The sequence below is a fragment of the Nocardia aegles genome (assembly GCF_052545135.1).
The window spans coordinates 567,133-581,358 of the sequence record NZ_JBQWRI010000001.1 but is presented as its reverse complement, the minus strand read 5'-3'; the positions used below and the strand labels follow the sequence as shown (position 1 = coordinate 581,358).

12 protein-coding genes are annotated in these 14,226 nt (G+C 69.1%); 1 reads left to right on the top strand and 11 read right to left on the bottom strand.

The annotated features are described in order from the left end of the window. Nucleotides 1–21: 21 nt before the first annotated feature. From ACT89H_RS02830 to ACT89H_RS02780, 11 genes are all read right to left on the bottom strand, one after another. Nucleotides 22–1,818: a nickel-dependent hydrogenase large subunit gene (locus tag ACT89H_RS02830; RefSeq protein ID WP_445106872.1), complete on the bottom strand. Its 1,797-nt coding sequence runs from the start codon at nt 1,816–1,818 to the stop codon at nt 22–24. Between the two features lie 11 nt (nt 1,819–1,829). Next, the gene (locus ACT89H_RS02825) at nt 1,830–2,885 is read right to left on the bottom strand and encodes an NADH-quinone oxidoreductase subunit B family protein (RefSeq protein ID WP_445106871.1); all 1,056 of its coding nucleotides are present in this window, start codon (nt 2,883–2,885) and stop codon (nt 1,830–1,832) included. Between the two features lie 92 nt (nt 2,886–2,977). Continuing rightward, nucleotides 2,978–3,820, bottom strand: coding sequence for a hydrogenase nickel incorporation protein HypB (hypB, locus tag ACT89H_RS02820; protein ID WP_445106870.1), 843 nt, complete (start codon nt 3,818–3,820; stop codon nt 2,978–2,980). Further along, nucleotides 3,778–4,152: a hydrogenase maturation nickel metallochaperone HypA/HybF gene (locus ACT89H_RS02815; RefSeq protein ID WP_445107342.1), complete on the bottom strand. Its 375-nt coding sequence runs from the start codon at nt 4,150–4,152 to the stop codon at nt 3,778–3,780. Before ACT89H_RS02815 ends, hypB begins: the two co-directional genes overlap by 43 nt. Nucleotides 4,153–4,527: 375 nt before the next feature. Next, nucleotides 4,528–5,673: an acyl-CoA dehydrogenase family protein gene (locus ACT89H_RS02810; RefSeq protein WP_445106869.1), complete on the bottom strand. Its 1,146-nt coding sequence runs from the start codon at nt 5,671–5,673 to the stop codon at nt 4,528–4,530. Between the two features lie 651 nt (nt 5,674–6,324). Continuing rightward, a complete protein-coding gene (locus ACT89H_RS02805) occupies nt 6,325–7,221 on the bottom strand; it encodes a lysophospholipid acyltransferase family protein (protein ID WP_445106868.1) in 897 nt (298 codons plus the stop codon). A 249-nt stretch (nt 7,222–7,470) separates the two neighbouring features. Continuing rightward, a complete protein-coding gene (gene hflX / locus ACT89H_RS02800; protein ID WP_445107341.1) occupies nt 7,471–8,898 on the bottom strand; it encodes a GTPase HflX in 1,428 nt (475 codons plus the stop codon). A gap of 217 nt (nt 8,899–9,115) precedes the next feature. Then, complete coding sequence (gene dapF / locus ACT89H_RS02795) at nt 9,116–9,997, bottom strand: diaminopimelate epimerase (RefSeq protein ID WP_445107340.1); 882 nt, start codon at nt 9,995–9,997, stop codon at nt 9,116–9,118. 33 nt (nt 9,998–10,030) lie between these two features. Then, nucleotides 10,031–10,867 carry a TrmH family RNA methyltransferase gene (locus tag ACT89H_RS02790; RefSeq protein ID WP_445106867.1) on the bottom strand — a complete coding sequence of 279 codons (837 nt, stop codon included), beginning with the start codon at nt 10,865–10,867 and terminating at the stop codon, nt 10,031–10,033. Beyond that, nucleotides 10,864–11,796, bottom strand: a complete 933-nt coding sequence (gene miaA / locus ACT89H_RS02785) for a tRNA (adenosine(37)-N6)-dimethylallyltransferase MiaA (RefSeq protein WP_445106866.1) — start codon at nt 11,794–11,796, stop codon at nt 10,864–10,866. Before miaA ends, ACT89H_RS02790 begins: the two co-directional genes overlap by 4 nt. Beyond that, nucleotides 11,793–12,557, bottom strand: coding sequence for a class III extradiol ring-cleavage dioxygenase family protein (locus ACT89H_RS02780; protein ID WP_445106865.1), 765 nt, complete (start codon nt 12,555–12,557; stop codon nt 11,793–11,795). The genes miaA and ACT89H_RS02780 overlap by 4 nt, the downstream gene beginning before the upstream one ends. Before the next feature lie 239 nt (nt 12,558–12,796). Between ACT89H_RS02780 and ACT89H_RS02775 the strand changes: the two genes are divergently transcribed. Further along, nucleotides 12,797–14,173, top strand: coding sequence for a DUF349 domain-containing protein (locus ACT89H_RS02775; protein ID WP_445106864.1), 1,377 nt, complete (start codon nt 12,797–12,799; stop codon nt 14,171–14,173). Nucleotides 14,174–14,226 lie beyond the last annotated feature (53 nt).

The following is a 14,226-nucleotide window of genomic DNA, read 5'->3' as shown; positions in this document are numbered from 1 at the left end:
GTCGTTTCGCCCGACGCGGACTCACTCGGGCGTGAGCGTCTGCGTCGGTGAGTGCAGCTTCTCCAGCGTCTTGCCCTTGCCGAGATACATGTGCACGCCACACGGCAGGCACGGATCGAAACTGCGTACGGTGCGCATGACGTCGATGCCCTTGAAGTGCTCGCGGTCGTTTTCCTCGAAGATCGGCTGGCCCTGCACCGCGTCCTCGTAGGGTCCCGGCGTGCCGAAGCTGTCGCGCGGGCTGGCGTTCCACGGTGTCGGCGGGTACGGGTGATAGTTCGCGATCTTGCCGTCGCGGATCACCATGTGATGCGACAGCACGCCGCGCACCGCCTCGGTGAAGCCGCAGCCGATGCCCTCTTCCGGCACCTCGAACTTCTCCCAGGTCTTGGTGTGGCCGGCCCGGATCTCCGCCATCGCCTTCTCCGCGAAGTGCAGCGCGCAGGCCGCCGCGTAGGCCTGGAAATAGGTGCGCGCACGGTTGCGCTCGAGCGTGTTGCTGCCGTGCTCCGGGATCGTCCATTCCAGCGTGACCGGACCCTTCAGCGCGGTCTTGGGCAGATTGATCTGCACGCTGTGCCCGGTCGCCTTCACGTAGCCGATGTCGATCAGGTTGGCCAGCGCCGTCGACCACAGCCGCGCCAGCGGGCCGCCGCCGGTGTCGAGGGAGAGGTGATCGGTGCCGTCGAACCAGCGCGGCGACATGACCCAGCTGTACTTCTCGTCCAGGTCGCGTTTCTGCGGCCGGGGGTTGGTGTGCTGGTTCCAGGGATGGCGCCGGTCCACCGGGTTGCCCAGCGGATCGGTCTCGACGAACATCTCCTGATCGGTCCAGTCCTCGTAGTACGAACTGCCCAGCAGGATCCGCAGGCCCAAGTTGATGTCGACCAGGGAGGTGGTCAGCAGTTTGCCGTCGACGACGACGCCGGGGGTCACATACATCTTGCGGCCCCAGTCCGCCATGTCCTTGTACTCGAAGTTGCAGAACTCCGGGTCCTGGAACGAGCCCCAGCAACCCAGCATCGTGCGCCGCAGACCGACCTTCTCGTACCCCGGCAGCGCCTCGTAGAAGAAGTCGAACAGATCGTCGTGCATCGGCACGACCTTCTTCATGAACTCCACATACCGCATCAGCCGGGACAGGTAGTCGGTCATCAACTGGATCGTCGCGACCGTGCCCGGTCCGCCGGGATACAGCGTGGACGGATGCACGTGCCTGCCTTCCATCAGGCAGAACATCTCCCGGGTGATCCGGCTGACCTGCAACGCCTCCCGGTAGAACTCACCGGTGAACGGGTTGAGCGCCCGCATGATGTCGGCGATGGTGCGGTACCCGTGGTCGCCGGCGTGCGGCGCCTCGGTGTTCTCGGCTCTGGCCAGCACGCCCGGATTGGTCTCGGAGACCATCTTCTCGCAGTAGTCCACACCGACCAGGTTCTCCTGGAAGATGTTGTGATCGAACATGTACTCGGCGGCCTCGCCCAGGTTGACGATCCACTCGCCGAGGTGCGGCGGACGCACGCCGTAGGCCATGTTCTGGCAGTAGCACGAACAGGTGGCGTGGTTGTCGCCGCAGATGCCGCAGATGCGGCTGGTGATGAAGTGCGCGTCGCGCGGGTCTTTGCCCTTCATGAAGATCGAGTAGCCGCGGAAGATGGACGAGGTGCTGTGGCACTCGACCACTTCCCGATTCTCGAAGTCGATTTTGGTGTAGATGCCGAGGCTGCCGACGATGCGAGTGATCGGGTCCCACGCCATCTCGACGAGGCGATCCGGCTCGATCGTTTTGTGCGACGGCTCCGGGATGATCTGGGTCATCAGAGAACCTCCTACCAGGTGCGGGTCGCGCCGGTCTCCAGCTTCCGGCCCCGGTGCCGCCAGTGCGGCTCCTTGTCGACTGTGCGTCCGGTGATATGACGGAGGCTGCGGATCACCGATCCGTAGAGCCCCGACGCGCTGGACGAGAGCTTCCCGCCCGGTGGTTCGTCCATGAACGGCATGAACTTGTCCGGGAAGCCGGGCATGGTGCAGCCGATGCAGATGCCGCCGACGTTCGGGCAGCCGCCCAAGCCGTTCATCCAGCCACGCTTGGGCACGTTGCACTTGACCACGGGTCCCCAGCAACCGAGTTTCACGATGCATTTCGGGGAGCCGTACTCGGTGGCGAACTCACCCTGCTCGTAGTAGCCCGCGCGGTCGCAACCCTCGTGCACGGTCGCCCCGAACAGCCACTTGGGCCGCAGCGCGTCGTCGAGCGGGATCATCGGCGCTTGGCCGGTCGCCATGTAGAGCAGATAGGTGAGCGTCTCCGACAGGTTGTCTGGCTGGATCGGGCAGCCCGGCACGCAGACGATCGGGATTCCCGCCTTGCTCTTCCAGTCCCAGCCGAGATAGTCCGGCACGCCCATCGCGCCGGTCGGGTTGCCCGCCATGGCGTGGATGCCGCCGTAGGTCGCGCAGGTGCCCGCCGCCACGATGGCCGTGGCCTTCGGTGCGAGACGGTCGAGCCATTCGCTGGTCGTCATGGGCTGGCCGGTGGCGGGATTGTTGCCGAACCCGCACCAGTAGCCCTCCTTCTTCAACTGCTCGTTCGGAATCGAGCCCTCGACTACCAGCACGAACGGTTCGATTTCCCCGCGGTCGGCCTTGAAGAACCACTCCAGGAAGTCGTCCGCACCGCCGTTGGGGCCGCACTCGAAGTCGATCAGCGGCCAGTGCACGGCGATCTTGGGTAGACCGGGGAGCGCGCCGAGAGCGATCTCTTCGACGCTCGGCTGCGTGGCCGCCGTCAAGGCGACCGAGTCACCGTCACAACTGAGTCCCGCGTTGATCCACAGCACGTGGATCAGCGTCTCTTCGGCTCGTACTGCTTCCTGAGTGGGCATCTCTCGCCACCTTCCGCAGCGGACCACGGGGGCCGAATCTCGCCTTTCTCGAAGAAGGGGTCACCCGCAGATGTGATCCTGATCACTTCACTTTAAGCGCGCCCGGCAGCATCCTCAAGAGCCGCCGGACCGGCCGCGCCACGCTGTTCGGCCAGCCAGTCGTACCAGGTGGACAGGCCCGCGCCGCTGCTCACCGACAGCGGCAGAACCGCCACGCCGGGGTGTATCGAGTCGATGTATTCCCGGCATCGGTTCAAGTCGAACTCGACATACGGCAGCAGGTCGGTCTTGTTCACCAGCACCAGCCCCGCCGCCTGGAACATGTGCGGATACTTCAGTGGTTTGTCGGTTCCCTCGGTCACCGAGATGACCACCACCTTCTCCCGCTCCCCCAGATCGAACAGCGCCGGGCAGACCAGATTGCCGACGTTCTCGACGAACAGCAGCGTGCCCGGCGCGGGGTCGAGCGTCTCCAGCGCGCGATACATCATCTCGGCGTCGAGGTGACATCCCGCGCCGGTGTTGACCTGAACCACGCCGCACCCTGTCGCCTCGATCCGTTCGGCATCGAGCAATGTCGCCTGGTCACCCTCGATCACCGCGATCGGGGCCTGGCCGGATTCCCGGATGGTGCGTTCCAGCAGCGTGGTCTTACCCGCACCCGGGGAGCTGGTCATATTGAGCGCGACGATGCCGCGCTCGGCCAGCCAGGCCCGGTTGCGCTGCGCCAGCTCGTCGTTCTTGGCCAGGACCTTCAGCTCCAAGGTCACCGTCTCGGTGGCGGGCACGTGGACGTGGTCGGCGCCGGGGCCGTGCTCATGGGGATGGTGCTCATGGTCCGCATGGACGTGGTCGTGCCCGTCGGCGTGCTGATGATCGCGCGGGAGGCGAATCAGCGCGGCGGCGTCGTCGCCGCACCCGCAGGTTGCGCACATGCCTCACTCACCTCCATGGATCGGATACGCAGCTCCCGCCCGGAGCGGATCTCGACATCGGCGCTGCCGCAGGGACACAGCGGGATCGGGTCCGGCAGCCGGAACTCGGCGCCGCAACTACGGCATGCCGCCACACCCGGGATCTCGACCAGGACCAGTTCCGCGCCCTCGGCGACCGTCGCCTCGGCCGCGACTTCGAAACAGAACCGCATGGCTTCGGGCACGACGGCGCACAGCGCGCCGACCTCGACGGTGACGGAGTGGACCCGTCGGCCCGCCGCGTGCTCACAGACGGCGTCGATGACGCTTCGCGTGATGGCCATCTCGTGCATCCCGACCTCGATTCCTCGAGTGGACAACTCGAGGCTACTCCGGGGCAAACCCGCAGAGGGCGGAATCTTCGAGACGCGGCGGACGCGTCTGCCCGCGCCATGCGCAGCGTCGGCCGCGGTCCCCGACACCGCTGGCCGGGATCTCCCTCCGATCCCTGCTGCCCGGCGGCAACTACCTGGTGCGCACCCGGGCACGGAACCCGGCGCGCGTCGCCCTCAGGTGCCCGGGCACAACCTGGTTGGCCCGATTCGGCATCGCAACTCCGCCACTCCGGGCGACCTGCGGACGGCGAGGCCGCCAGTACGTCCGGAGGCGATTGTGCCGCAACCCCGGGCCGACGGCAGCCGGCGGCCGGAGCCGGTCTCCTGGCGCGATCAGGCGAGTTTCAGGCTGCGCCCGATGATCTCCTTCATGATCTCGGTGGTGCCGCCGTAGATGGTCTGGACGCGGGCGTCCAGGTATGCCTTGGCGATCGGGTATTCCTTCATGTAGCCGTAGCCGCCGTGCAGTTGCAGGCAGCGGTTGATCAGGTCGAGCTGCTCCTCTGTGCTCCACCACTTGGCCATCGCCGCGTCCTCCGCGGTCAGCGTGCCCTCGTTGAGCAGTTCGATGAACTTGTCGACCATCAGGCGCACCGCGGTGGTCTTGGTGGCCAGCTCGGCGAGCACGAAGCGGGTGTTCTGCAGCGCCCCGATCGGCTTGCCGAACGCCTTGCGGTCGCGGACGTACTCGATGGTCATGTCCAGGCAGGACTCCATCGCCGCCGCCGCCATGACGGCGATCGACAGGCGTTCCTGCGGCAGGTTGTGCATGAGGTGGATGAAGCCCATCCCCTCGGTGCCGAGCAGGTTCCGGGCGGGCACGCGCACGTCGGTGAAGCTCAGCTCGGCGGTGTCCTGGGCCTTGAGGCCGAGCTTGTCCAGGTTGCGGCCGCGCTCGAAGCCGGGCATGCCGCGCTCGACCACGAGCAGGCTGAAGCCCAGCGCCCCCTTCTCGGGGTCGGTCTGCGCCACCACGATGACGATGTCGGAGTTGATGCCGTTGGTGATGAAGGTCTTGGCGCCGTTGAGGATCCAGTCCTCCCCGTCGCGCACCGCGCGGGTTTTGATGCCCTGCAGGTCCGAACCGGTGCCCGGTTCCGTCATCGCGATCGCGGTGATGATCTCGCCTGCGCAGAAGCCGGGCAGCCAGCGCTGCTTCTGCTCGTCGTCGGCCAGCTCGAGCAGATACGGCGCGATCACATCGTTGTGCAGCGAGAAGCCGAGACCGGAGTACTGGCCGCGCACCGACTCCTCCGCGACGATGGCGTTGTAGCGGAAGTCCTTCACCCCGCCGCCGCCGTACTGCTCCGGCATGGCCATGCCGAGGAAGCCCTGCTTGCCCGCCTCGAGCCAGACCTTTCGGTCGACGATGCCCTGCTCCTCCCACTTCGCGTGATCGGGCGCGACGTGCTGATCGAGAAACTTGCGGAACGACTCCCGGAACAGCATGTGCTCGGGTTCGAACAGTGTGCGCTCCACGCCAACCTCCTAGTGACCACACCGGCCGGGCCGCACCGACCAGTCGTTGCCCATACCGTACCCGGAAAGAGAATCGTTGTTCACTTCCGGGGCGCGAACCATGGTCTCACCAGGAGCGGCGGAACGGGTGGAGATCAGCGGATGAGATTCCTGGCAAACGGCCGAGGGGTTGCGGACGGTAAGCAGGCCCGCCTCCGGGCTCGCCTCTGGTCGGCACGCGCTCCAGTCGTCGATCAAGACGAACCGGGCGACCACGGACCACCGACGAAGCCCATTCGGACGAAACTCCGACCGACGCGTCGGCACCGCTCCCCGATGGCAGCGGCAATCATCCGGCGTGCGAGCTCCGATCCGTCGACGGGCCGGTGGTGGCGACGGTGACGACCGGAATGAGTGCGAGCCGTTCGGCCGAGAATCGGCCGTCACTCAACCCGTTCCGACGACTCGGCCCACCGACCGGATTCCGTAGCCGCGCGAGCCCCGGCTCGCGACGGCGACGCGTCCGGCCGGGAAGTTCCGCGGCGCAGGCGCTGGTCGAGCGCGGAAACTATCGAGCCGTCCACTCGCCGGCGACGGCGAGTCGGCACTGCGTGACGAGCCGTGCCAGCAGCACCGGCGATGAACCATCGACCCGAGAAGATCGCCGGAACGTCAGCGTTGCAGCCGGCCCCGCACACGGCCCACCAAAGTGCGGCCTTCGTCGCGCGCCCGCTCGGCGAAGAGGAAGTTCATCTCCTCCTCCAGCGCCTTGCGCACCACGTCGCGGAATTCCGTGGCGGCGGCGTGCATGTCGCCCGCATCGCGCCAGGGCGCCGGGTCGATGGGCGCGCCTGCGGCGAAATAGAAGCGTTCCGGGCGCGGGATCACCGTGGGACCGACGCCGCGGATGAGCGGCGGGGTGAGGTCACGGCTGAGACCGAGCGCTTCCACGGTCCAGCGCAGGGGGCGCAGGATCGGATGGTCACCGTCGATCACGATGTCGTACGCGTCGTCGACGCCGATCATCGCGACCGGGACGATGGGCGCGCCCGCCTCGATGGCCATCCGGGCGAAACCGCTACGCCCCTCCCACTTGAGCAGGTACTTCTCGTTCTTGTGCCGCACCGCCTCCCGGCCGCCGCCCGGGAAAACCAGCACGGCCTCGCCGCGCCGGAGCAGCGCCAGGCAGTTGGAACGCGTCGCCCGCACCGCGCCGTAGTGGTGCAGCAGGTGCCGGATACCGGGCACGTTGATCAGCACGTTCTCGGCCAGACCGCGGATCAGGCGGCCGCGCCGGCGCAGTACCTCCGGGAGCAGCATCGGGGCGTCGAGGGCGCCCAGTAGGTTGTGGTTACCGACGAGCAGCACCGGGCCGTCGGCCGGAATGTTCTCCAGGCCGTAGAAGCGCGGGCTGGTCCACACGCGCAGCGGCGCGAGCAAGGTGTCGATCACCCGCAGATCGGTGCCGGTCAGCGAAACCGACAGCGGCGCACCGTCGCTGAGTGCCGGATCGGCGCTGTTCGCGGCGCCGGAGCGCCGGGTGCGGGAATCGGAGCGGGCGTCCGACATGAACCCTCCTGGTGTCGATCCGATGACGATAGCGCAACGAAATCGACTGCGTCGCACCGGATGTGCGCGTCGCGTCGCGACACGCCCAACCCGGCCGATCGACCAGCCCATTCGCCGCCCCGGCAAGCCCGTCGCGAGAAGTTCGCCGCCACCCGCGCGAGGAAGGGCATCACTCGCGCGGCGCCGCCCGGTCCGCGATCGTGAACATGGGACGACAACGGCGCCGGTAGCGCGACGCGAGGTGCGCGCCTACTCCGGCGTACCGTTCGTACCCGCGTGCGCGTACTCCGACAGGGCTGCGGCGAGAGCATGCGGTACGCGCGCGCGAACGCGAGTGCCACCCTCCTCATGGTCCGAGCCCAGGATGCGACCGTCGGCGTGGATGCGGGCGAGCAGGTCACCGCGCGTGTACGGCAGCAGCACGCTGATCTCCACGTCCAAGCCGCCGAGCAACTCGGCGAGCCGCTCGCGCAGCGCGTCGATCCCCTGACCGCTGCGCGCGGAGACGAACGAGGCGTCGGGCAGCAGCGCACGCAGGTTGGTGAGTTCGGTCGGCCCCATCGCGTCGGTCTTGTTCACCACCAGCAGTTCGGGCGGGGCGGGCGTGCCGGATTCCTTGATCACGTCCGTGATCACCTCCCGGACCGCCTTGATCTGCTCGGCGGGCAGCGCGTCGGACCCGTCCACCACGTGCAGCAGCAGGTCCGCGCCGGTCACCTCCTCCAAGGTGGAGCGGAACGCCTCGACCAACTGGGTCGGCAGATGCCGCACGAAGCCGACGGTGTCGGTGAAGACGACCTCGCGCCCGTCGTCCAGCTCGGCCCGGCGGGTGGTCGGGTCGAGAGTCGCGAACAGCGCGTCCTGGACCAGCACGCCGGAGCCGGTGAGCTTGTTCATCAGGCTCGACTTGCCTGCGTTGGTGTAGCCGACGATCGCCACGGACGGGATGCCACTGGAAGTGCGGCGCGCCCGCATGGTGTCGCGCGCGGTCTTCATCTCGCGGATCTCCCGGCGCAGTTTGGCCATGCGCTCGCGGATGCGACGACGATCGGTCTCGATCTTGGTCTCACCGGGACCGCGCAGACCCACGCCGCCGTTGCTCCCGGCGCGGCCACCGGCCTGCCGGGACATCGACTCACCCCAGCCGCGCAGCCGGGGCAGCATGTACTCCATCTGGGCCAGCGAGACCTGCGCCTTGCCCTCCCGGGAGGTGGCGTGCTGGGCGAAGATGTCCAGGATCAACGCGGTGCGGTCGACCACCTTGATCTTGACCACCTTCTCCAGGGCGGTCAGCTGGGCGGGGGTCAGCTCACCGTCACAGATGACCGTGTCCGCGCCGGTCTCCAGCACCACGGAGCGCAACTCGTCGGCCTTGCCGGAGCCGATGTAGGTCGCCGGATCCGGCCGGTCACGGCGCTGGATCAGCGCTTCCAGCACCTCCGAACCCGCGGTCTCGGCGAGCGCCGCCAGTTCGGCCATGCTGGCCTCGGCCTGCGTGGCGGTTCCCGTGGTCCAGACCCCGACCAGCACGACGCGCTCCAGGCGCAGCTGCCGGTACTCGACCTCGGTGATGTCGGTGAGCTCGGTGGACAGGCCCGCCACGCGGCGCAGCGAGCTGCGGTCCTCCAACTGCAGTTCACCGGTGGTCGGATCGGCCGACCAACCTGATCGCTCCATCCGTGCCCGGTGCTCGGCCACGACATCGCCGGTCACGACATCGCCGGTCACCGCGTCGCCGGATACCACGTCGCCGGATACCACGTCGTCGGCCGGCTCGGCGGCGTGGTCGCTCGCGTCCGCCGAAGTGAATTCATACGTCTCTGACTTCCTCATACACCATCCATGCTGCCACGACATCACCGCAGCACGCATCCGGTTATCGGGCGAGATGCCGCTACCGACCGTCCCACCAGGATCCGGCGAGGCGGCCCGTGGCCAGCAGGACCGACGGCCCGCGCAGCCAGGCGGAGCCGCGCTCGAGCCCCACGGTCAGTTCGCCGCCGGGCACCCGGACCGTCACCCGGCCGGAATCCTCGCCGATCCGGAAGCCGTCGGCGGCCAGCGCCGCGGCGGCCGCGGCGACGGTTCCCGTTCCGCAGGAACGGGTTTCGCCGACACCGCGCTCGTAGACCCGCATGTCGACCGACCCCGCGGCGTCCAGCGCCGTGACGATCTCGACGTTCACCCCGTGCGGGAACAGGTCCGGATCGAAGCCGGGCGGCACGGTGAGGTCGAGCTTGCCGAGCGCGTCCGCGGACATGCCCGGATCGACACAGGCCAGATGTGGGTTGCCGACATCGATGCCGATCCCGGGCAGCGCCCAGCCCGCGATCGTCGCGGTGGACGGGCCGAGTTCGCGCACGCTCCCCATGCCGACGGTGACATCCCCGGTGACCGGGTTCCCGGCATGGACGGTGACCGGGCGCGCCCCGGCGCGGCTGCCGACGACGAAATTGTCGCGGGGCTCCAGTCCCGACGCGCGCAGATAGTGCGCGAACACCCGCACACCGTTGCCGCACATCTCGGCGATCGAGCCGTCGGCGTTGCGGTAGTCCATGAACCAGTCGTCGGCGCCGACGTCCTCCGGAAGCTCCGCGAGCACACCGGCGGCCCGCAACGCACCGGCCCGCGCGACCCGCAGTACGCCGTCCGCGCCGAGCCCGCGCCTGCGATCACACAGCGCGCCGACCTGCTCGACCGTCAGCGCGAGGGCCGCCCGCGGGTCCGGCAGCACCACGAAATCGTTCTCGGTGCCGTGGCCTTTGGTGAACTCGATATCCGGCACGTGCGATGTCTCCCTGTCTCCTCGTCATGTGGCAAACGTCCGGCGCTGCCGGGAAATTTCGTAGAGCGCCACCGCGGCCGCCGAGGGCGCCCCCAACGAGCTGGCCGTGCCACCCATCGGGATGTGCACGATGTCGTCGCAGGCCGCCTGCCAGGCGGCGCTCATGCCGCTGGTCTCGTTGCCGACCACGAGGACGGTCGCGTCGGTGAAGTCGTAGTCGTAGGCGGCGTGCCCGCCGTGCTCGTCGGTCCCCACGATGCGGGTCGGGATGCCACGGCGGATCTGCCGGTTGCGGAACTCCATCACCTGCGCGGGCCCGGCGGCGCGGATCACCGGCACGGCGAACAGCGAACCGGTCGAGGCGCGCACCGCCTGGGGGTCGTACTGGTCGGCGCCGTGCCCGGTGACGATGACGCCGCCGGCGCCGAACGCGTCGGCGGAGCGGATCAGCGTGCCCAAGTTGCCGGGGGAGTTGGGCCGGTCGAACACCACGACCACCGGCGCGTCCTCCCCCGGCTCACCCGGCTCGAAGGTCTCCAGTTCGGGCTGCCGCGACTGCGCGACCGCCACCAGCTCCGGTATCCCGCCGGACTTCTCACCGAGCTCGGCCATCAACTCGGGCACCAGGCCGACCTGCGGCACCCCGCTGGTGTCCAGCACTTCGCGGGCCCAGCCGGAGAGCTCCGGGCCGCCGAGGCGGTACAGCAGCGTCTCCAGCGGCCAGTCGTTGGCCACGGCCTGCGTGATCGGACGCACCCCCTGCACCAGGAAACGGCCGTCGCGATGACGCTTGGTGCGGTTGTCGAGATAGGCCTGCCACACCTGGACGGAGGCGTTGCGCGTGGTCACACGTCGGGTCACTGCGGAGTCCGTTCTTTCTCGTCGAGCAGGGCCAGTACCGTCGCGGCCGGATCCGCGGCGGCGCCGTCCACCCACCGCACCCGGGGATCGCGCCGGAACCACGAGCGTTGCCGGCGCACGTAGCGCCGGGTGCCGATCAGGGTGCGTTCCTGCGCGTGGTTCAGGTCGTATTCGTTGTCCAGATACGCCAGGACTTGTGCGTAGCCGATGGCCCGCCGGGCGGTGACGCCCTCGCGCAGGCCGCACTCGATCAGGCCGCGCACTTCCTCGACCAGCCCACCTTCGAACATGGCGGCGGTGCGCCGCTCGATCCGCGCGTCCAGGACCGAGGTCTCCCGGTCGACGCCGATGATGACGGTGCCCCAGCGCGGCCGCCCGATGGTCGGCGCCGAGGCGGCGAACGGCTGTCCGGTGAGTTCCACGACCTCGAGCGCACGCACCATCCGGCGCCCGTCGGTGGGCAGGATGGTGGCCGCGGCCACCGGATCGGCCGCGCGCAGCGCCGCGTGCACGGCCGCGACCCCGCGCTCGGCGAGCAGCGCCTCCCAGCGCGCCCGCACGGCCGGATCGGTGGCCGGGAATTCCCAGTGGTCCAGCAGCGCCTGCACGTACATCATCGAGCCGCCCACGATGACGGGCACCCGGCCGCGCTCCATGATCGCGGCGACGTCCGCGCTCGCCGCCGCCTGATAGGCGGCCACCGACGCGGTGTCGGTCACGTCGAGCACGTCGAGCTGGTGGTGCGGGATGCCCCGCCGCTGCGCGACGGGCAGCTTCGCGGTGCCGATATCCATGCCGCGGTACAGCTGCATGGCGTCGATGTTCACGATCTCGCCGCCGAGTCGTTCGGCGAGGTCGAGGGCCAGATCGGATTTTCCGGTAGCGGTGGGGCCGACCACGGCGATCGGAGTGATGGCGCGGGCCGTCATGGCGTGTCGTCTCCCGCGGACCGCCAGAGACTCGCGTGGTAGCCGACGCCGAACGGGGCGTCGCAGTAGCGCGTCTCGACCAGTGGGTCGGCGCGGAACAAGCCGGCCAGCACCTGGTAGGCCGGCCGGCCCGCCAGGCCCAGTTCGGCACACAACCCGGGGTCGAGTGCCCGCAACGCGGCGCGATCACCCGTGCTCAAAGCACGATCCAGCCGGTCCTGCACCGGACGGGCCCGTTCGTCGAGGTAGCCGGGTGCCCGGACCGACAGCGTCGCCGCGCCGTCGGCGACGACCAGCACACCGCGCGCCTCGTCGTCGCCGTCCAGCTCGGCACGCAGCTTCGTCCCGTACTCGTGGCAATGCTCGGGGGGCGCGTCCGCGGCGACGACGCGCGCCTCGGCGGGCGCGTCGGAGGCGACCTGCCCGCGCAACCATCCGCCGATCAGTACGGCCAGTGGCAACCCGGCATCGGCCGGTCGCGTTCCGGCGACCGCCGCGCTCGAAAGGCCGACCCGCACGTCCACGCCGAAACCACCGAACGTGCCGACGGTCTCCGGACCGAACGTGCGATCTCCCGCACCGACGCCGAGCACCGTCCAGTGGCCTGACACGGCCGCGAAGGCGCGCACGGTGTCGAGCACGGCGGACCGCAGCGTGGCCCGTGGATCCGAATCCCCGGTTCCCGCCGTGTCCACCGCACCACCGCACAGCTCGGGGACCAGCACGGGCGGCGACGGAACAAGGGCGGCGACGGAGAACACGTCGTAACCGTAGTCGTTCCCGGGACCACCGGTACCGCCCGGCTTCGAGTGTCTCTGCCGGAAACACCGCCGGGATTGATAGTGTTCGAGGAGCTACAACCCAGGTCATCAGGGGTGGAATCCCCGGGATTCCTCCGTGGGAAGGCGTGGATCGATGGTCACAAGAGCTCGGACCGGGTTGAATGGGATGAGCTAGGGCGTAACCAGGCAGCCGTGACGCGCGGCAGGGACGAGGAAAAATGACCGACAGCAACGGAACCGCGAAAGCCGGCCCCGGCAAGATGCCCCGTTCTTCCGGTGCCCCGAAACCGGGCGGCTCGATTCAACCGCCCAAACCGCACGCGGTCAAACCCGCCCCGGGCCCGGCCCAGCAGCATCCTCACCCTGTCGTCGTGCCCACCGTCTCCGATCCGAGCCTATGGGGCCGGGTCGACGACGACGGCACCGCATGGGTGAAGACCGCCGAGGGTGAACGGCAGATCGGCTCGTGGCAGGCCGGTGACGCCGCGGAGGGCCTGGCCCACTTCGGCCGCCGGTTCGACGATCTGGCCACCGAGGTGGCCCTGCTGGAGGCCAGGTTGGCCGCGGGCGCGGACGCCCGCAAGACCAAGGCCGCCGCGGTCGCGCTGGCCGAGTCGCTGCCGACCGCCGCCGTGATCGGCGACATCGAGGGCCTGGCCCGGCGCCTGCAGGCCATCGCCGAGCACTCCGAAGAAGCCGCCGCGCACGCGAAGGAAGAGAAGGAACGCGCCCGGCACGAGCACACCGAACGCAAGGAAGCGCTGGCCGCCGAGGCGGAGAAGATCGCCGCCGAGTCCACCCAGTGGAAGGCCGCGGGAGATCGGTTGCGCGAGATCCTCGACGAGTGGAAGTCGATCAAAGGCGTGGACCGCAAGGTCGACGACGCGCTGTGGAAGCGCTATTCCAAAGCACGCGAGGCGTTCAACCGCCGCCGCGGCGCGCATTTCGCGGAGTTGGATCGCGAGCGCGCCGCCGCCAAGGCGCGCAAGGAAGAACTGTGTGTGCAGGCCGAGGAACTGTCCGGCTCCACCGACTGGGTGGCCACCGCGAGCGTCTTCCGCGATCTGCTCTCCGAGTGGAAAGCCGCCGGGCGCGCACCGCGCGAGGCCGACGAGGCGCTGTGGCGGCGCTTCAAGAGCGCGCAGGACGTCTTCTTCGCCGCACGCAACGCCGCGGTCTCCGAGCGCGACGCCGAGTTCGAGCACAACGCGGCCGCCAAGGAGGAACTGCTGAACGACTACGCCTTCATCGATCCGTCCGCCGACCTGGAAACGGCCCGCAGCGCGCTGCGTGAGCTCCAGGACAAGTGGGACGCCATCGGCAAGGTTCCGCGCGAGCGCATGCAGGAACTGGAAGGAAAGCTGCGGTCGATCGAGAAGCGTGTGCGCGACGCGGTCGATGCGCAGTGGCGGCGCACCGACCCCGAGGCGATGGCCCGCGCCGCCCAGTTCCGCGAGCGCGTGGCACAGTTCGAGGAGCAAGCCGCGAAGGCGCAGGCCGCGGGCAAGGCCCGCGACGCGGAGCGGGCACTGGAGCAGGCCAAGCAGTGGCGGGAGTGGGCCGAGGCCGCCGAGGGCGCCGTCAGCAACCGCTGAGTCGTCGGCCCGATAGAAACGACCAGCGGCCTCTCCCGATCGGGAGGGGCCGC